The 17,361-nt window shown below is 40.4% G+C and carries 17 protein-coding genes; 14 read left to right on the forward strand and 3 right to left on the reverse strand.

Going from position 1 to position 17,361, the window contains the following annotated elements; translation table 11 throughout:
• Window positions 1–7: 7 nt before the first annotated feature.
• The 4 genes from ACKP2L_RS01815 to ACKP2L_RS01830 all read left to right on the forward strand — a co-directional run bounded on the left by ACKP2L_RS01815 (window position 8) and on the right by ACKP2L_RS01830 (window position 6,130).
• A complete protein-coding gene (locus ACKP2L_RS01815) occupies window positions 8–3,118 on the forward strand; it encodes a beta-galactosidase (RefSeq protein ID WP_439425686.1) in 3,111 nt (1,036 codons plus the stop codon).
• A 124-nt stretch (window positions 3,119–3,242) separates the two neighbouring features.
• On the forward strand, window positions 3,243–4,409 hold the full coding sequence (locus tag ACKP2L_RS01820) for an NAD(P) transhydrogenase subunit alpha (protein ID WP_439425687.1): 1,167 nt from the start codon (window positions 3,243–3,245) through the stop codon (window positions 4,407–4,409).
• Window positions 4,410–4,718: an NAD(P) transhydrogenase subunit alpha gene (locus ACKP2L_RS01825; RefSeq protein ID WP_439425688.1), complete on the forward strand. Its 309-nt coding sequence runs from the start codon at window positions 4,410–4,412 to the stop codon at window positions 4,716–4,718. It begins immediately after the preceding gene.
• Complete coding sequence (locus ACKP2L_RS01830) at window positions 4,715–6,130, forward strand: NAD(P)(+) transhydrogenase (Re/Si-specific) subunit beta (RefSeq protein WP_439425689.1); 1,416 nt, start codon at window positions 4,715–4,717, stop codon at window positions 6,128–6,130. The genes ACKP2L_RS01825 and ACKP2L_RS01830 overlap by 4 nt, the downstream gene beginning before the upstream one ends.
• A 106-nt stretch (window positions 6,131–6,236) precedes the next feature.
• On the opposite strand, the gene ACKP2L_RS01835 is transcribed toward ACKP2L_RS01830, so the two are convergent.
• On the reverse strand, window positions 6,237–8,750 hold the full coding sequence (locus ACKP2L_RS01835) for a PRD domain-containing protein (RefSeq protein ID WP_439425690.1): 2,514 nt from the start codon (window positions 8,748–8,750) through the stop codon (window positions 6,237–6,239).
• Window positions 8,751–9,016: 266 nt separating this feature from the next.
• Here ACKP2L_RS01835 and ACKP2L_RS01840 point away from each other — a divergent pair, with 266 nt between their 5' ends.
• Genes ACKP2L_RS01840 through ACKP2L_RS01860 form a run of 5 tightly spaced genes read left to right on the forward strand, consistent with a single transcriptional unit; the run spans window position 9,017 to window position 12,027 of the window.
• Window positions 9,017–9,451: a PTS sugar transporter subunit IIA gene (locus ACKP2L_RS01840; protein ID WP_439425691.1), complete on the forward strand. Its 435-nt coding sequence runs from the start codon at window positions 9,017–9,019 to the stop codon at window positions 9,449–9,451.
• 19 nt (window positions 9,452–9,470) lie between these two features.
• The gene (locus tag ACKP2L_RS01845; protein ID WP_439425692.1) at window positions 9,471–9,965 is read left to right on the forward strand and encodes a PTS system mannose/fructose/N-acetylgalactosamine-transporter subunit IIB; all 495 of its coding nucleotides are present in this window, start codon (window positions 9,471–9,473) and stop codon (window positions 9,963–9,965) included.
• 32 nt (window positions 9,966–9,997) lie between these two features.
• Window positions 9,998–10,843, forward strand: a complete 846-nt coding sequence (locus ACKP2L_RS01850) for a PTS mannose/fructose/sorbose/N-acetylgalactosamine transporter subunit IIC (RefSeq protein WP_439425693.1) — start codon at window positions 9,998–10,000, stop codon at window positions 10,841–10,843.
• Between the two features lie 2 nt (window positions 10,844–10,845).
• Window positions 10,846–11,691 (forward strand): PTS system mannose/fructose/sorbose family transporter subunit IID, encoded by an 846-nt coding sequence (locus ACKP2L_RS01855; protein ID WP_439425694.1) that lies wholly within the window; start codon window positions 10,846–10,848, stop codon window positions 11,689–11,691.
• Window positions 11,692–11,721: 30 nt separating this feature from the next.
• Window positions 11,722–12,027, forward strand: coding sequence for a DUF202 domain-containing protein (locus ACKP2L_RS01860; protein ID WP_439425695.1), 306 nt, complete (start codon window positions 11,722–11,724; stop codon window positions 12,025–12,027).
• 88 nt (window positions 12,028–12,115) lie between these two features.
• Here the strand turns inward: ACKP2L_RS01860 and ACKP2L_RS01865 are convergent, their stop codons facing one another.
• Both ACKP2L_RS01865 and ACKP2L_RS01870 read right to left on the reverse strand, forming a co-directional pair.
• Entirely contained in the window at window positions 12,116–12,439 is a 324-nt protein-coding gene (locus ACKP2L_RS01865; protein ID WP_439425696.1) for a heavy metal-binding domain-containing protein, read from the reverse strand.
• Window positions 12,440–12,546: 107 nt separating this feature from the next.
• The gene (locus tag ACKP2L_RS01870; RefSeq protein ID WP_439425697.1) at window positions 12,547–13,584 is read right to left on the reverse strand and encodes a zinc-dependent alcohol dehydrogenase; all 1,038 of its coding nucleotides are present in this window, start codon (window positions 13,582–13,584) and stop codon (window positions 12,547–12,549) included.
• A gap of 194 nt (window positions 13,585–13,778) precedes the next feature.
• On the opposite strand from ACKP2L_RS01870, the gene ACKP2L_RS01875 reads away from it, so the two are divergent.
• The 5 genes from ACKP2L_RS01875 to ACKP2L_RS01895 all read left to right on the forward strand — a co-directional run bounded on the left by ACKP2L_RS01875 (window position 13,779) and on the right by ACKP2L_RS01895 (window position 17,320).
• A complete protein-coding gene (locus ACKP2L_RS01875; protein WP_439425698.1) occupies window positions 13,779–14,162 on the forward strand; it encodes a MerR family transcriptional regulator in 384 nt (127 codons plus the stop codon).
• A 197-nt stretch (window positions 14,163–14,359) separates the two neighbouring features.
• A complete protein-coding gene (locus ACKP2L_RS01880; RefSeq protein ID WP_439425699.1) occupies window positions 14,360–15,067 on the forward strand; it encodes an AzlC family ABC transporter permease in 708 nt (235 codons plus the stop codon).
• Window positions 15,054–15,380 (forward strand): AzlD domain-containing protein, encoded by a 327-nt coding sequence (locus ACKP2L_RS01885; protein ID WP_439425700.1) that lies wholly within the window; start codon window positions 15,054–15,056, stop codon window positions 15,378–15,380. The genes ACKP2L_RS01880 and ACKP2L_RS01885 overlap by 14 nt, the downstream gene beginning before the upstream one ends.
• A 174-nt stretch (window positions 15,381–15,554) precedes the next feature.
• Window positions 15,555–16,310, forward strand: coding sequence for an SDR family NAD(P)-dependent oxidoreductase (locus ACKP2L_RS01890; RefSeq protein ID WP_439425701.1), 756 nt, complete (start codon window positions 15,555–15,557; stop codon window positions 16,308–16,310).
• A gap of 341 nt (window positions 16,311–16,651) precedes the next feature.
• The gene (locus tag ACKP2L_RS01895; protein WP_439425702.1) at window positions 16,652–17,320 is read left to right on the forward strand and encodes a B3/B4 domain-containing protein; all 669 of its coding nucleotides are present in this window, start codon (window positions 16,652–16,654) and stop codon (window positions 17,318–17,320) included.
• Window positions 17,321–17,361: the final 41 nt, after the last annotated feature.

A 17,361-nucleotide genomic window follows, 5' to 3' on the forward strand; every position in this document is an offset into this window, starting at 1 on the left:
GTAATTCATGAAAAAAATAATAAGTTTCAAACAAGTGGTCGCCCGTAATGACTGGCAAAATATTTCTGTTTTGAGTATTGGCCGGCTGCCAATGCATGTACCGATGAATTTCTTTCGTTTTGAAAAAGACGTTTTGAATGATGATTTTGATAAAACTGTTAAAAATCTAAGCGGCCAGTGGAATTTCAGCTATTTTCCTTCAGTCCAGCAAGTGCCGGAAAGCTGGTCACTCGCTGATCTAGATGACCATGATCAGATAAAAGTCCCTGGCAATTGGCAGCTTTCCGGTTATGACAAACCGATTTATTCCAATGTTGAATATCCGTTCAAAGCCGATGCGCCTCAAGTCCCTGATGATGATCCAGTCGGCTGCTACTCGAAAAATTTTCGTTTAGACGATGATTGGCTTGGCCAAGATCGGATCAGGCTCTCCTTTGAGGGTGTCGGATCGGCTTTTTATTTGTGGGTCAACGGTGATTGGATCGGTTACTCTGAAGACAGCCGCTTAACAGCAGAATTTGACATCACGGATCATTTGAAAAAAGGTGATAATCGTATCGCTGCTTTAGTATTCCGCTGGTCTAAGGGCAGCTACCTGGAAGATCAAGATATGTGGAGGATGTCCGGGATCTTTCGTCAAGTCAAACTTTATCGTGTGCCAAAAACAGCGATCGAGGATTTTCGTTATCAAACCAAACTTGATCAGGATTTTGATCGGGCCGATTTGATCGTGACCAGCAGGCTGACCAAGGGCAGCTCTTATCAGGATTTTTCTTTGAAAACGAAACTTTATTTCGGCCACCGCTTAATACAAGAAAAAACAGCTGATTTTTCTACTGACGATATTGATGAAAGAGGCGGCTATAAAGATCTGGCGGTCAACAAGATGACAGTTGAAGATCCCAAGCTGTGGTCTTGCGAGCAGCCGGATCTGTATCGATTGGTCGTTGAATTATTCGATAAAAACAGACAGCTGATTCAGGCTGAAAAAACTATGGTCGGTTTTCGCAAAGTCGAGATCGATCAGGGATTAATAAAGATCAATGGCAAAGAACTGCTGATCCGCGGCGTCAATAAACACGAATTTACCGCCGCGACCGGTTATTATGTTGATCATCAAACGATGCTGGAAGATATCCGCCGTTTAAAAGAGGCTAATTTTAACGCTGTCCGCTGCTCGCATTACCCCAATGATCCTTACTGGTATGATCTTTGCGATCGCTATGGAATTTATTTAGTAGATGAAGCAAATATTGAAACTCACGGTATGGTACCGATGAACCGTTTGACGGACGATCCTGACTATTTACCGATGATGGCAAATCGTGTAACAAGAATGCTTCAGCGTGATTTTAATCATCCCTCGATCATTATTTGGTCATTGGGCAATGAGTCCGGCTATGGCCGCAATCATGCAGCTTTGTACAACTGGTTAAAAAAAGAAGATCCAAGCCGTTTGGTCCAATACGAGGGCGGCGGGGCCGATAGTGATGCGACTGATATCATTGCACCGATGTATGCCAGGGTCGACCAGGATCAAATCTTTTCTGCTAATTCAAAATGGTCGATCAAAAAATGGATCAGTTTGCCTGGTGAAAAAAGACCTTTAGTATTATGCGAATATGCTCATGATATGGGCAATAGTTTAGGCTCATTTGCCAAATATTGGCAGGCTTTTCGACAGTTTCCGCGGCTGCAAGGCGGTTTTATTTGGGATTGGGTCGATCAAGGATTAGCAAAAAAAGATCAGCAGGGGAAAACTTACTATGCCTATGGCGGTGATTTTAAAGACAAACCCAACGATCGCCAATTCTGTTTAGACGGGCTCTTATTTCCCGACCGCAGTGCCAAACCAGCCCTGGCGGAAGTAAAATATTGCCAGCAATTTTTCCAATTTGCGCTTGATAAAGACCCGCTCAAAACCGCTGAAAGTTTTTCCATAAAAAGTGATTATCAGTTCAAAACTGTTGAAGTTAAACTAGTTTGTCAATTATTCAACGGTCAAAAAATTTTTTATCAGCATGAAAAAGAATTGCACTTTGCTCCGGGTCAAAAAATTACCTTTGCGATTCCTCCTTTTGAGAAAGACGATCGACCGGTTTACTTGAATTTGAAAATACTGCAGGTAGAGGATGATCCTTTGATCAAAGCTGGTTTTGAATTAGCTCATCAGCAATTTTTCTTAAAAGATCGGAATATCGCTGCCGAAAAGATTTTTTCTGCGGCGGATGGACCAAAAATAAAATTTATTCACAGCGATGACCAGCTGGCGCTTAGTTTGCCGGATCAGCAGCTTTCCTTCAGCAAAAAAACCGGTTGGTTGAACAGCTGGGTCGATCAAGGAAAAGAAAAGCTGATCTCGCCTCTGACTGACCAGTTTACCCGTGCGCCTTTGGACAACGATATCGGGGTCAGCGAAGCTGATAATATCGATCCGAATGCTTGGTATCAGCGTTGGAAGGCAGCAGGTCTTTACGATCTGCATGCTATTTTGGTCGATTTTCAAGCAGATCGTTTTGGCAATGATGTCTTGATCAAGACAAAGCATCATTTTGTTAATCATGACGGGGATGTTTTGTTCGTTTCCAATAAAGAGTATCTTTTTACAAATGACGGTTCGCTGAAGGTATCTAATCAAATCCAGCGCGATTCGGCTTATCCGGCTCCCGCACGGATCGGTATGAAAGTCCAGCTTGATGTAAATGCTGATTTCGTTGACTATAAGGGTCTTGGTCCTTTGGAAAATTATCCAGACCGAAGAGCCGCTGCAATTTATGGAAATTGGCACCTTGATATCGATAAACTCTTCACTCCTTATGTTTTTCCGAGCGAAAACGGGCTGCGGACTGGTGTTGATCAGTTAAGTTTCGCTGATCAATCGATTACCGCTGTCGATCACCAACCGCTTGCTTTTAATCTGAGCCGTTATAGTCAAAAGCAGCTTGCAAGAGTCGATCATCGCCATCTGTTGACCGAAGAAAAAGGTTTGTGGCTTGATCTTGATGCTTTTGTCATGGGAGTCGGCGGTGATGATTCTTGGAGTCCGAGCGTACCGCCGGAGTTCCTATTGACAAAACCTGATTATTATTATTCTTTTGTTTGGCAGCAAAAAAATTAAAATTATTTTTCCTTGATGAAAATAATTTTCACAAATAAACAAGCACTCACTTTCTATTTATTTTCAAAAGACTAAAATGATTTTTGGAAGCGTTTGCTTAAAAAATAAAGAAGGAGGATAGTTAATGCCTTTAGTAATTTCGGCGCTTAAGGAGAAAAAAGGTGAAAACCGGGTCTCTTTAACGCCAGATGTTGTTAGCAAACTTAATAAGAAGAAATTCAAGGTAGTGATCGAGAAGGGAGCCGGCCAGGGGGCTTTTTATTCAGATGAAGATTATACTGCTGCTGGTGCTGAACTAGGCACTCATTTGGCCGCACTTAAAGCTGACATAGTCACGACCGTCTATCGTCCGATAGATAGTGATCTCGAACGATTGAAAAAGGGTCAGACATTGATCGGTATGCTCAATCCCTTTTCAGCACAAGAACTGTTTACAAAAATAGCAAGTGCCGGTGTAAATACTTTATCTTTTGAATTATTGCCGCGTACTGTTTCTCGTGCACAAAATATGGATGCGAACTCATCACAAAAATCAATAGCCGGTTATAAGGCTGTTTTGATGGCTGCTAATGCTTATCCGGAATATTTTCCGATGATGATGACAGCTGCCGGTACAGCCCGGCCTGCCAAAGTTTTGGTCATTGGTGCCGCTGTCGCAGGATTACAGGCGATCGGTACTGCGCATCGTTTGGGTGCCGTCGTTTCCGGTTATGACATTCGTGAAGATGCTCGTGATCAGATCGAGTCTTTGGCTGCTAAGGCTTTGATATCTTCAGTTCAAGTCAAGGATGAAAATGGATATGCACGAGCTTTGAACGATGATGAGAGAAAAGCTCAACAAGCTGAATTAGAGGGTTTCATTAAGGAAAATGATGTTATTATCACTACGGCTCAAGTCCCGGGACAAAAACCGCCAGTCGTTGTATCGAAAAAAGCGGTCGAGGCTGCCAAGGCCGGCACGGTTTTCGTTGATCTTGGTTCATCTGATTTGGGCGGCAATGTTGAAGGTTCAAAACCAGAGACGACTGTTACCACCAAAAACGGTGCCATCATTATCGGGGCTGGCGATCTGCCAAGCCAGATAGCAAAATCAGCTTCTGATATGTACTCTAAAAATATCGAAAACACTATCAATTACATCGTTAAAGATGAAAAATTATCGCTTGATCTGTCAGACGATGTTTTAAAGGATCTTGTAGCGACATCTAACGGAGAAATAAGTTCTGCTTTTCTAAGGCGCCGCTATGGTCTGAGCGCTAAAGAAGAAACAAAAAAGGAGGAGGTCAAATAAATGAGTCAAGAACTATATACTAATTTGGCGATTTTTGTTTTAAGCCTGCTGGTTGGTTTTGAAGTTATGTCTAAGATACCATCGACTTTACAAACGCCGATGATGTCAGGTGCAAACGCGATCCATGGTGTCGTCGTCGTTGGTGCCTTTGCCATTGCTGCAGAAGCTGATAATTGGTTGTTATATATTTTAGTCTTTTTAGCTGCTTTTTTTGCGGCTGTCAATGTTACCGGCGGTTATACCGTTACTGATCGTATGCTAGCCATGTTTGATCGCAAACCGGCCGGTAAAGAGGGGGCTAATAAATGAACGGTTTAACAACAACGGCTTCACTGATCTATTTAGTTTGTGCTTTTTGTTATGTTATCGGTGTCCATTTAATGCGCAGCCCGAAAACTGCCAAATCTGGAAATCGTTTATCATTTGTCGGCATGATTTTGGCTGTGATCATGATTTTGATCCAGTTGATCACTGACGGAAAAGTTAATGTTACTGCCTGGATCGTTTTGATCGTCGGCTTGCTGCTGGGGATCTTGTATGGATTCCTTCGTGCTAAAAGAGTCCAAATGACCGATGTACCGCAGTTGGTTTCGTTATTTAACGCTGTTGGCGGCGGTGCTGCCGCTGTCATTGGTATTTTTGATTATCTGACTGCTTCCGGTCATCTTTCGCTGATCTTGTCTATTCCGGTCTTTTTGGATGTCTTGATCGGCGGGATCACTTTCTCAGGTTCACTGATCGCTACAGGCAAGCTGTCGGGCAAAATATCTGGAAAACCGGTTCATATTCCGGCTGGTCCTTTTATAAATATCATTGTTATTTTGGCTATCCTTGTTTCGGCATTTTTGATGATCGGACAAAGTGATAATTACTGGTATCTGATCTTGGCTTTGGCTGCTAGTTTGATTTTCGGTCTGTTGATGGCCTTGCCGATCGGCGGAGCAGATATGCCGGTCGTCGTTTCATTATTGAACGCCTTTACCGGTTTAGCAGTTGCTTTTGCTGGTTTTGTTATCGATAATCAAGTTTTGATCATTGCCGGTGCTTTGGTCGGTGCTGCCGGTACCATTTTGACCTTGCAGATGGCCGACGCTATGAACCGCTCAGTTGCTAATATTTTGGCCGGCGGTTTTGGTACTGGAGAAGGCGAGTCCAGCAGTGCCGGTGACGATGCGGCAAATGCCAAAGTTGTTTCGACCAGCGCCGATGATATCGGTCTTCAGCTGGCTTACGCGCACAACGTGATGGTCGTCCCCGGTTATGGCCTTGCCGCTGCCCAAGCTCAGCATGAAGTTGCTGAATTGGCAAAACTGCTGACTGATCATGGTATCAATGTCGACTATGCTATTCACCCGGTTGCTGGACGTATGCCTGGCCATATGAATGTTTTGCTGGCCGATGTCAACGTTCCTTATGATCAATTGAAACAGTTGGATGAAGCAAACTCTATGTTTGGCAATACTGATGTTTCTTTGGTTATCGGAGCTAATGATGTTACTAACCCGCTGGCACGTCAGAGCGGCAACAGTATTTCGGGGATGCCGATCTTGGATGTTGATAAGTCCAAGTCAGTCGTCGTTATCAAGCGTTCGATGAGTACTGGTTATGCCGGGGTCGCTAATCCTTTGTTCTCTTTGCCTCAGACGAAAATGTTTTTCGCTGATGCTAAAAAGGGATTACAAGACATTATTGCTTCAACTAAGGAATATATCGACCAATAAAATATTTTACGAGAATAGATAGAAAGAAATAAGCCTCAGTAACGAGGCTTATTTTTTGTCTAAATTTAAGGCTTTCTTTATGGAAATATTTGCCGACTCAAAAGTATTAAGAAAGATAGTCTTTTAATAATTGATACAGCAAGTCTATTTCGTGATCTTGTATCGTAATGTTGAATTTTTGTTCCAGCGGTTGGAAAATGCCGCTGGATAATGAGAAGAAATCTTGTTCTTGACTGCTGAGCAATGTTTTATCGATCGTACTTTGCTGCAAATGACGGCTGATGATCATTCTTTCGATCATCAAAGATATATGCATATAAAGATTTAATTTTAATCTTGCATCAAATTTGACATCGTAGAAGTTTTCATAATGTTTAACGATCTCTTGGCTGTCTTCAATAACGATATCGGGGTTTAAGATCTGTAATCTGCCTTTGATACCTTCGATCGATAGAAAACGCAGCAATTTATCGATCAAAGAATTTATCGATTTCTGGTTTTCGCCTGATTCTCGCAAGACCTTCTGGAGTTTTAATGATGACTTTTGATCGAAAACACTGTAGACGTTAAAAATTTCAGTTCCCGATCCTTCAGTTATCTCACTGTTGATATCGGTCGTTGTCATTATTAATCTTGTATTAGCAAAAAATTTTTTATCGTGATTTTTGAGAAGATCATATAGCTGCTTATAATCCACAGTTATGATTTCAAGCGAGTTTGAAAGAGTCGTTTCGATCAATTTTTTCAATTCTTCTGAAAGACCTGCACCAGACATACAGGAGACTATGATATTTTTTTTATTGGACAGCCCTTCATAATATTGGGCTTTTGTCGTCAAACCGTACTTTTGACTGTTTTCTGCGATCGTTTGAAAAGCCTCGTTCCGCTGGATCCGCAGGCCGATATCAAGAGCCATTGCCGTTGAAACATCATTGATCACTAGTAATTCTTGATTAGATATCTTTTTTATTTCCCGAAACATTTGGCCTAAAGAACCCATATCGAACAAAATGATATTTCCGTTCGTTGAAGAACTCTGCTTGTTTAAATACTCTTGTACATAAGAATTTATTTCATTTATAGATATATCGAGCGGCATGTCAAAAGCTTCAAAAAGGAAGTTTCCGCATAAGGAATTTACTACTTGCTGAATACTTGCTGCAGTACTTTTACCGTGAGTCAGGATTATTGCATTATATTTTATCGATTCTATTTTTTCAGCAGATTGCGACATGAGCACGAAAAATGGTAAATAACAATAATCATTGTGTTCGATCGGTACTTTTAATTTTGATAAAAGTTTTTTGTATAAATAAAGGCTTCTTGGATAATTTTTCTTGATGATCGTTTGCAGACTGTACCTGACCCCAGCTGTTTTTTTGTTATCTTTATAAAGATTCGCGAGCAAAAAAGCTGATCCAACGTTGCGCCAAAAGGATTCTTCTTGTGGAAAAGACACACCATACACCTCGGTGATATTTTTCTTTATGCTTTGTTGTATTGTTTGTGAAAAAGTATTCGACAGTATTTCATTTGTCATGGTACTGATGCGGTTCAGGGCTTTGATGACCAAAAAACTTTGTTCGCTTATCGGCTTTTTTTCTTTGAGCGATGCTTTTAATTGTTCAAATATATTTGCCGGATCCTGATCGATCTGGATCAAAGCGGAATATAAATTATCAATGTTTTCTTGCAAAGTATTTTGGCGAGCTTTGATCAAAAATGAGTTTTTTGATATTTTTCCTATGACTAATTGTTTTTTGCCGTCAGATCTTGCGTAAGCTTCGGCGCACATTAATTGAATATATTTGTTTAAACCGATAATGCTTTTTTGCCGGCTTGACTCAGTTAATTTGATAAGCTGGTCGGGAGATATAGATATTTCTTTATTTATTTGATCCGCTTGTCCCTGCAGATCAGCGGCAATGAATGATATTTTTTCACGAAAAGGACGCTTGCTCAAAGCTTCTATTTGTATTTGCACTATGGCATTTTTAAAATAATCCTTTATTTTTTCATATATTTCAGTGTCTGATGAATAAATATAGCGAATATTTTTTTGTTGTTTTGAATTTGTGAATAAATAATACTGGTCGCTTGTGCTTAATACTTGGATGTTTTTTATATAAAGAAAAATATCGCCGCCAGCCGGATCACTGAATTTTGGTATTATTTCTTCTCGGAACCGTTCGGACTGATTTGGATAAGCCTCGCAATCGATTATCTTAAAACGAGCGTTTTTGTTGACTAAAGCCCGTCTTATCGTTTCTCTGTAGATCGCTTTTGCAAAAAATAACTTGCCGCTGCCTTCCGCTCCGGTTATAAAGATCGGTAAACCATATGGTGGGTAAACGATCGCTTCGATCGCATGTTGAATATCATTTTTTAAGCTTCCTTCCGCTCCGATCAGCTGGTCAAAAAAAGTTTTTTCATATTTGATCTGCCAGTATACCGGTCTGCCTGAACTTTTGATCAATTTTCCTTGTTTTGCGAGTTTCGATAGATAACTGCTGGTCACTCCGCGGGTCAGACCGATCGTTTTTGCTGCTTGTTCGGTCGTGATCTTTGCGTTAGGGAATTGTTGGACCAAGGTTGAATAAAGTTTTTCGATCGCATTCAAAATGAATACCTCTTAATCACTAATGTAGGATAATAAGCACTTTTTATAAGTGACTTTCTTTGATGTTGTGTTTAACATAATCATTGTAAGCGCTATTACTAATCCAAGTCCAGGTTAATATAAAAAGCTTACGTAATTCTGGTTAGCGAGGTTATTCATCCATGACGATTATCAAAGTATCTTCGAGTTGAGTGATCTTTCGGTAGTGATTTTTAAATCAATATCATTTAAAAGAATAAAAAATCACAGTGAAAGGATTAGATTAAATGAAATATTTGCTTCTTGTAAGTCATGGAGATTTTTCAAGCGGATTGAGACAAACACTCAGCATGTTTGCCGGAGATGTAATAAATTCTGCATTTGCAATAGGGCTGAAACCAAATGAATCTTTAAATGATTTGGCTGAAAAACTGGAAAAAATTTTATCGAAATTGCCGGCAGATGCGCAATTTATTGTCTTGGCCGACATTATCGGTGGGAGCCCTTTAACGACCGTTTGCAATGTTTTACATCGCCATGGCCAGCTGCGGGATAGTCTCGTTCTTGGTGGAATGAATTTTCCGATGGCCTTAACAGCAATGATGTCAAAAGATAGTATGGCTGTTTCGGACTTAAAGGACAAAATAATTTCAGAAGCAACCGGATCTATTAAGCAATTTGATATATCACTCTCGTCGGGAACGTCTGATGAGAATATTTAGGGACTAAGGAGGTTTAAGAATGGCAATATCATTTGTTCGAATCGATGACCGAATGATCCACGGATTGATCACCATCAGATGGGGTAAAGAATATCCGTGTGACGGTATCATAGCTGTCAATGATAAAGCGGCAAATAATAATATTTTATCGGAAGCTTATAAGGCTGCATCTGATAAGAAAACTTTTGTTTGGACACTTGATCATTTTGACAAAGTTAAAGATAAAGTTTTAAGTTCTGCTACTAGGTATTTTCTGATCACTAAAAGTCCGCAGGACATGAAAAAAATATTAGTCGATATGCATTTTGTACCGGGAGATATAAAAACTGTGATCGTCGGCCCCGGTAATGATCGTAATGGAGCGATCAAACTAGGCGATAATCAGTCATTTACCAAAGAAGAAGGTGCAGCTTTTGAAGAAATTGAGAAAGCCGGTTATAAAGTTGACTTTGCTTTATTACCGGATCAGAGAATCGGAAATTGGGATAAATTCAAATCCCGGTTTGGTTATTAAAAGTTGATTTGCAAAAAAGAAGGTAAATAAAAATGACAATTAGCTGGTTACAAGCAGCTCTCCTTGGATTATTTGCTTGTTTATGTTCTAACTCATGTATGGCCGGGCAGGCTGTCGGCAATTATACGATCGGTCGTCCGTTAGTCGGCGGACTTGTCTGCGGTATTATCCTTGGCAATATTCCGCTTGGTATCGCTTGCGGTGTTGCGATGCAATTGGTTTACATCGCTTTAGTAACACCGGGCGGAACAGTTTCAGCCGATGTTCGTGCTATTTCGTATATCGGTATACCGCTGGCGATGGTCGCTATTTCATCACAAAGATTGAATCCGCTTAGCGGTTCCGCTGCTAATTTGGCACAATCTGTCGGTACCTTAGTCGGCACGGTTCTGTATTACGCCGTGGCAACTTTGAACCTGGTTTGGCAATCATTCGGCTGGAAAGATGTTCATAATGGCAGGCTGAATAAATTAACAGCAGTAAATTTTGGCTGGCCATGGATCTCGCATGCGATCTTCTCTTTTCTGCCAACGATGCTGTTTACCTATTATGGTGCGACTGCCGTTACTGCTTTGAGAAATGCTTTGCCGATGGACGGTGTTGCAATGAAGACTTTATTCACGGTCGGAGGAATGCTTCCTTGTGTTGGTATTGCGATACTGCTGCGTCAGATCGTTGATCATGCAGTCGACTTTATTCCATTTCTTGTTGGTTTCACTCTTGCTGCTTCGTTACACCTTAACTTAGTATCTGTTACAGTTGTATCTTTGCTGTTTGCAGTAATAGTTTATGAAATAGAGATGGCTAATGGATCATCTTCTGGCGGCGGCGGTGCTGCGGCGTCGGCAGCATCCGGTGACGATGAGGAGGATATTTGATCATGGATAATACTAATGAATTAAAAAAACTCGATCATAAAACTTTAACTAAATCTTTTCATCGCTGGTTCTGGGGAGCGTTGACTTGTTTCTCACAGGAACACATGCAGACTTTCGGTTATATGTCTTCAATGCTGCCGATCCTCAGGAAATTGTACCCGAACCACGATGATCAAGTGAAGGCTATTCATGCTTATACCGCCTTTTTCAATACTAATCCGATGTTAGGCACTGTTATCGTTGGTATTACGGCAAGTATGGAACAAGCCCGTGCTAATGGCAAAGAGATCAGCGGTGAAACTATCAATGATATGCGTGCCGGTCTGATGGGACCGATCGCTGGGATCGGAGATTCTTTGATCGATGGTACTTTGATACCTATTCTTTTAGGGATTTCCCTTGGCATGTCATCTGGCGGCTCGCCGGTCGGAGCTATTTTTTACATCGTGACCTGGGTCTTGATCGCCTATTTTGGTCAGCGCTTCTTGTACTTCCGCGGTTATCGTTTTGGTGACCAGGCTGTCAGCTTTTTGGTCGGCAAACAAGGTGCAGCTCTTCGCCGTGCCATTGGAATCGTTGGAAGCATGGTCGTTGGCGGTGTCTTAGCATCATGGGTCAATGTGACGACCTCATTAAGATTGCGCGGTGCCGATGGTAAAATATTTTTGAATCTGCAAGACCGGCTGAATAGCATCTATCCGGGATTATTGACAGTACTCGTCACCTTTTTCTGCTGGTGGCTGATGGCCAAGCGTCATGTTTCTGCCATCTGGACGATGATAATTTTGGTGGTTATTTCTTTGGTCGGCGTTCTGCTGGGATTCTTCAACCCTGGACTTTCTTATTAAATTTTGATCCTTTTAAAAAGAGAAAAGCAAATGACACTTGATGAATTAAAAGAAGGCTATGAACACGAAGTTGCCTACCAAAAACACATGTTGAGAAATTTAGGTTATTGGTTTCAACTGTTTACGATCCTAAGCGGAGTTGGAATAGTCCTCATTTATTTCTTTCATGATAAATCGTTTTGGCTGAATATTTTAGGGATCGTCTTATTTGCGATCGGATTTATCGGCATGATGCTGTTTGGTTATTCTGGATGGAGAGGTCAGCAAAATGTTCGCGCAGTCGTTGATGATTTTGAAAAGAAAATAGAATATCTTCAAAAAAATAATAAGCTTTGATTTAAAAAAATCAGCAGGAATTCTGCTGATTTTTTGTGTCCAATAAATTTTCTATTTTAGTATCGCTAATGGATCGACTCTTTTAATATCAAGAAACAAATTTTACTGCGGTTCCGTATGCTGCTACCGATTGCATGTCATTGCCGATCGAACCAGAGTCAAAGCGCATCATTACTACGGCATCTGCATCCATTTTAGCGGCATTCTCTCGTAATCTTTGAATAGCTACCTGGCGGGATTCTTCGAGCATTTGCGTATAATCCCTTATTTCACCACCGACAATATTTTTGAGACCGGCACCTATATTTCGGAAAATATTTTTTGATTGGGTCGTTAAACCGAACACTTCACCAATAACCTCGTATTTTTTTCCTGGAATATTTTCGGTCGTAACGACCAGTAATTCTGACATAGCATTTCCTCGCTGTTCACTGGACTGAATCTATTTTTGAGTTTAACAAAAACCAATCTAGTTTGCGAGCTAAATTGGTTTATCAAGAATCTTCATTTTAAAATGCTTTATTCGTTATTTTTATAAACGATCTTTACGCCGGTGCCGCTTATGTTTTTCGCCATCGCTTGGTTGATTTGATCGAGCGGATATGCGTCGGTTATCAATTGTGTCATGTCGATACCTTCGTCTTTTGTTTCACGCAGGAATTCGGTTGCTTCGACCCAATCTTCTGGAAGATATGCCCATGAACCGGTGACTTTGGTTTCCGGCATGCAAATATTGAAATGCGGATTATATTTTGCCTCGCCGTTATCTACGAAAAAGCCGACCTCGCATATACCTCCATGATCTGATAATAATTTCCAAGCTGTACTTGCGGCAGCTGTCGATCCGGTGCACTGAAAAACGAAGTTAACACCTTTGCCGTCAGTCAAATCTTTGACTTTATCAGCTGGGTCGCCGTTTGAAATGTTGACTGTCTCGGTGGCCCCGATCTTTTTTGCCAATTCCAATCTGCTTTGATTGCTGTCGATGGCAATTATATGGCGGACACCCATTGTCTTCATTTGTGCTACGGCCATCAGCCCGATCGGTCCTACTCCTTGGACTGCGACTGACGAACTGTGTTTGAAGTCATAAATTTCTTTTGATTTTGCCAGGGCGTGGCATGAAACAGCAGCTGGTTCGATCAAGATACGCAGATCAAGGGGCATATCGCTGACTTTGAAAACAACACTGTTGGGATTTATGACCATGTAATTTGCCAGCCAACCGTTAAAGTAGTGTTCTTTGCCGCCCATCAAACCATAAATATCGCCGCTTGGAGCAGGACCGCAAACGATTTTATCACCGATCTTCAGATCCTTTCCGGTCCAATCTTTTTTAACATTTTTACCGATTTTAACGATTTCCCCGGTACCTTCGTGGCCTAGATTTACCGGTATATAGTTGAACGGATCACTTTTATATTCGAAAACATCAGTACCGCAGATACCGCAGCCTTCGACTTTGACTAACATCTCATCGTCATTTATTTCTGGAACAGGCAGTTTTTTAACTTCAATATTCTCGGTTCCAGTCAATACAGCAACTTTACCATCCATTGAAAACGACCTCTTTTCTTTAGTTTCCACTTACATTGTAATATTATTCACATATTTGTTAAATCCAGTATTCGTTAATATTGAAAAAAGGAAATTTTTATTCAGGACCGGATCGATTTATCAATATTATGTTGACTTAGAGCCGACTGTAAGTGCTATATTCATTTCAACAAGTCAATAGGAGATGCTTTGTGATGAATATTAATGAGATCGCAACACAGACCGGCTTTTCAGAATACACTTTACGTTATTACGAAAAAATAGGTTTGTTATGCAGCATAAAAAGAGATCAAAGCGGCAGACGCCTTTATTCTAAGAAAGATCTTGATCTGCTTATTTTTATCAAAGATTTGAAATTACTCGGTTTATCTATTAACGACATGCTGTCTTTTGGTCAGGAGGATTGTGTTATCAACTCTGATTTGTCAGATATTTGTATTGAAAGCATTTTGATAAGGCGCAATGTAATATTAAAAAAGCATTTAGAAGAACTGGACCATCAGATAAATGAACTTCAGCAAGAACGCGGCCAAATCTTAAAATGCATTGATAAATATCAAAACTTTTTAAATGGCTGAAAGGGAACCTGCTTATGAGGATAAAGATGATAACGGTCTCGTTTTGGCTTTCGCTTTTAAATAATTTAGCGGTGCCTTCGTAATTGATTCTTTTTCTTATAAGTCGCTTTATCTATTAATTATTTTAGTATTGATATTTATTGAAACAATGCTTTATTTTTTTAGGTTAAATATCAACTAAAAAGAGGACTCCTATTTTGAATGATTCGTTAACTTTTAAAAATGCCATAAAAGAGGCTTTGCCAACTGTTTTCGGATATATCGGCATCAGCGCTGCTTTTGGAATAGTCGGCCGGTCATCTGGGCTCAGTTTGTTTTTGGTCGTAATAATTTCGCTGTTCGATTATTCGGGTTCGGCACAATTTGTACTGGTCGCTATGCTCTTAGCCCATGATTCGATATCAACAATAATTTTTTCCGTATTCATAATCAATTCTAGGATGATTTTAATGGGGACTGCGATCGCGCCGTATTTTAAACCGGAGTCAATGATCAAGAATATATTGATCGGTACTTTTTTAACTGATGAAAGTTTTGCTCTTGGCATGAATAAAATCAATTACACGAAAGGACGCTTGAATTTTGAATGGTTCAATGCTGTCAATATCATTGCTTATATCGCCTGGATCTTTGGTACGGTTATCGGAGCATTATTGGGAAGCTTGATCACCGATCCGACTTCTTTGGGGCTTGGTTTTGCGATCACAGCTATGTTTATCGGTTTATTGTACCTGCAATTGATTTCTGATAGATCGATTAAATTAGCAGTTCAAATTTTAGTCGTTGGTTTGGTGCTGGTATTGGTATATGCTGGTCTGATTTTTATTTCCGCAAGATTCGTTGTTTTATTAGCTGTGATAGTCTCTTGCTTTTTCGGGGTGGTACTTAAACATGCCTTCAATTAAATTTATTATGTTAACGATCATCGGCTGCGGGTTAGTGACCTGGCTGTCGCGTATTCTTCCTCTGGTGGTACTTAAAAAATTTAAGATCCCAAAGGGACTGATGGAATTCTTGAGTTTCGTTCCTATCGCTATCATGTCGGGATTATGGTTTCAATCCTTGTTTATTCAGCATTTAGGACATATGCCGGAAATAAACTATCAAAACTTATTGGCTTCATTACCGACGATCGCTGCTGCTATAATATCAAAGAATCTATTGTTCGTTGTGGTTACTGGAGTCATCTCGCTAGGATTGATAAATTTGTTATTTTGATATCTGAATTCTAATTCAATTATCCTGCCGAAAATTCGTCACTTTAATTAAGAAATTTAGATGTCGTTAGTTATCAAAAATCTGTATTATTTGTAATTGTAATTATTTTCACTATATTTTATGACACAATGATAATAACTAAGCTTTTAAAAAAAGATAGTTAGGAGAAGGGTTATGAATACAGTCGTAATTACAGGAGCGTCATCTGGAATGGGTTTGAGCGCTGCCAAACTTTTTTTGAAAAAAGGTTGGAATGTTATGATGTCCGATTTAAACGACGAAAGCGGTCAAAGGGCGCTAAAGCGGCTTGAAGCTGATTATCACGATAAAGTTTCGTTTAAACAGACTAATGTTTCAAATAGTCGATCGGTCCAAGATTTGCAGCGTGCCGCTATGACTCGATTCGGCCATATTGACAGTATCGTTAACAATGCCGGTATCTTTCTAAAGGGCGCATTACATGAGGTCGACGAAGAATCTTGGGATAGGATCATGGCCGTCGATGTTAAATCTATTTACTTAATGACCAAATTTTTTATTCCGGATATGATCAGTCAAAAAAGAGGCACGATAGTAAATACGGCATCTATTTCTGGATTAGCCGGTGATTATAACATGGCTGCTTATAACGCCGCTAAAGGAGCTGTTGTTAATTTAGTACGGGCAATGGCTTTGGATTATGGAAAATACAACATTAGAGTAAACAACGTTAATCCGGGTCCTACGAATACGCCGATGTTTCAGGCTAACCCTCAATCTGTTATTGATCAGTTTAAGTCAGCGAGCCCGCTAAAACGTTTGGTCGAACCGGAACAAGTTGCTAAAACCATATATTTCCTTGCATCTGATGATTCGGATCCGATCACGGGCGAGAATATTCCTGTGTCTACAGGATTTGAAATACACAGCGGTCAACCAGTACAAAATTGAGTTCATTTTTTCTTGCTTTAAAAAACGCGGCGTGTTATAACTACTATTAATTTAATCAAACAAAGCTTGAAGATGAGTAATTAGCAACGGCGCGCAAGAGAATCCGGTCGGTGAAAAAGGATAGCAGCCAGACTAGTGAATATGGTCTTTTGTAAAGCTGTCAGTTTATTTTAAAGACTGATCGGTAGGAACCGTTAACTTCCCTGGTATCGGTTTGACTGATACCGATGAGGCATTATTTGTGAGAATAATGCAAAATTGGGTGGCACCACGGAAACATTCGTCCCTTATCTAATGATAAGAACGAGTGTTTTTTTATTTAAATAATGGAGGAATATCAAATGCAGTTCAGTATTGATCCGAAAGTTATCGATCTTGGTGTCAAGGTCCGCGGTGTTGAAATAAATAATGTCGATAATCGGAGTTATCCGGAAGCTTTATCACGATTTATCAAAACTGAGATCCAAAAAGAGCTGGAAAGTCTCGATCGCGACCAGCTCAAAGCCGATCCGATCATTCAAGGTTTTTGGGATCTTCATAAAAGTATCGGCCTTCCTAAGCGCAGCAACACGCCTGCGCCTTTGACCTTGTTGAAACTGATATTAAAACGGGGAGTTTTATTTTCTATTGATCCTGTCGTCGACCTTTATAATTTAGTTTCCATCCAAAGCCGGTTGGCGCTTGGTGCGCATGACATCGATCGTATCGACGGGGATGTTGAGCTAAAGATCACCAACGGTACGGAACGTTTTGTGCCGATCGGGGCAAATGGTTCGGCTGAAAAAATCAAAGCCGGTGAATATAGTTATGTTGATGCCAGCAATGAAGTTATCTGTCATTTGGAAACCCGTCAGGTAGAAAAAACTAAAGTTACGGCTGGCAGCACACACATTTTTTATATCGTACAGGGCAACGAGCATACCAGCCAAGAGTATATTGACAATGTTGCCGAGCATCTTCTTGATTTGACCAGCAAGTATCTGGGTGGCCGGGGGCGGCTGCTTGATTGACGTGAATCTAGGACACACTCTACAAACGTTTACAATTGATT

The sequence above is a fragment of the Oenococcus alcoholitolerans genome (genome assembly GCF_051852995.1).
Lineage (GTDB): Bacteria > Bacillota > Bacilli > Lactobacillales > Lactobacillaceae > Oenococcus > Oenococcus alcoholitolerans.

Excerpts from the sequence above, each read along its gene's own strand:
- ACKP2L_RS01890 (WP_439425701.1), top strand. The coding sequence starts at position 15,555 with ATGAATACAGTCGTAATTACAGGAGCGTCATCTGGAATGGGTTTGAGC.
- ACKP2L_RS01830 (WP_439425689.1), top strand. The coding sequence starts at position 4,715 with ATGAACGGTTTAACAACAACGGCTTCACTGATCTATTTAGTTTGTGCT.
- ACKP2L_RS01845 (WP_439425692.1), top strand. The coding sequence starts at position 9,471 with ATGGCAATATCATTTGTTCGAATCGATGACCGAATGATCCACGGATTG.
- ACKP2L_RS01895 (WP_439425702.1), top strand. The coding sequence starts at position 16,652 with ATGCAGTTCAGTATTGATCCGAAAGTTATCGATCTTGGTGTCAAGGTC.
- ACKP2L_RS01850 (WP_439425693.1), top strand. The coding sequence starts at position 9,998 with ATGACAATTAGCTGGTTACAAGCAGCTCTCCTTGGATTATTTGCTTGT.
- ACKP2L_RS01815 (WP_439425686.1), top strand. The coding sequence starts at position 8 with ATGAAAAAAATAATAAGTTTCAAACAAGTGGTCGCCCGTAATGACTGG.
- ACKP2L_RS01860 (WP_439425695.1), top strand. The coding sequence starts at position 11,722 with ATGACACTTGATGAATTAAAAGAAGGCTATGAACACGAAGTTGCCTAC.
- ACKP2L_RS01855 (WP_439425694.1), top strand. The coding sequence starts at position 10,846 with ATGGATAATACTAATGAATTAAAAAAACTCGATCATAAAACTTTAACT.
- ACKP2L_RS01820 (WP_439425687.1), top strand. The coding sequence starts at position 3,243 with ATGCCTTTAGTAATTTCGGCGCTTAAGGAGAAAAAAGGTGAAAACCGG.
- ACKP2L_RS01840 (WP_439425691.1), top strand. The coding sequence starts at position 9,017 with ATGAAATATTTGCTTCTTGTAAGTCATGGAGATTTTTCAAGCGGATTG.
- ACKP2L_RS01825 (WP_439425688.1), top strand. The coding sequence starts at position 4,410 with ATGAGTCAAGAACTATATACTAATTTGGCGATTTTTGTTTTAAGCCTG.
- ACKP2L_RS01865 (WP_439425696.1), bottom strand. The coding sequence starts at position 12,439 with ATGTCAGAATTACTGGTCGTTACGACCGAAAATATTCCAGGAAAAAAA.
- ACKP2L_RS01870 (WP_439425697.1), bottom strand. The coding sequence starts at position 13,584 with ATGGATGGTAAAGTTGCTGTATTGACTGGAACCGAGAATATTGAAGTT.
- ACKP2L_RS01875 (WP_439425698.1), top strand. The coding sequence starts at position 13,779 with ATGAATATTAATGAGATCGCAACACAGACCGGCTTTTCAGAATACACT.
- ACKP2L_RS01885 (WP_439425700.1), top strand. The coding sequence starts at position 15,054 with ATGCCTTCAATTAAATTTATTATGTTAACGATCATCGGCTGCGGGTTA.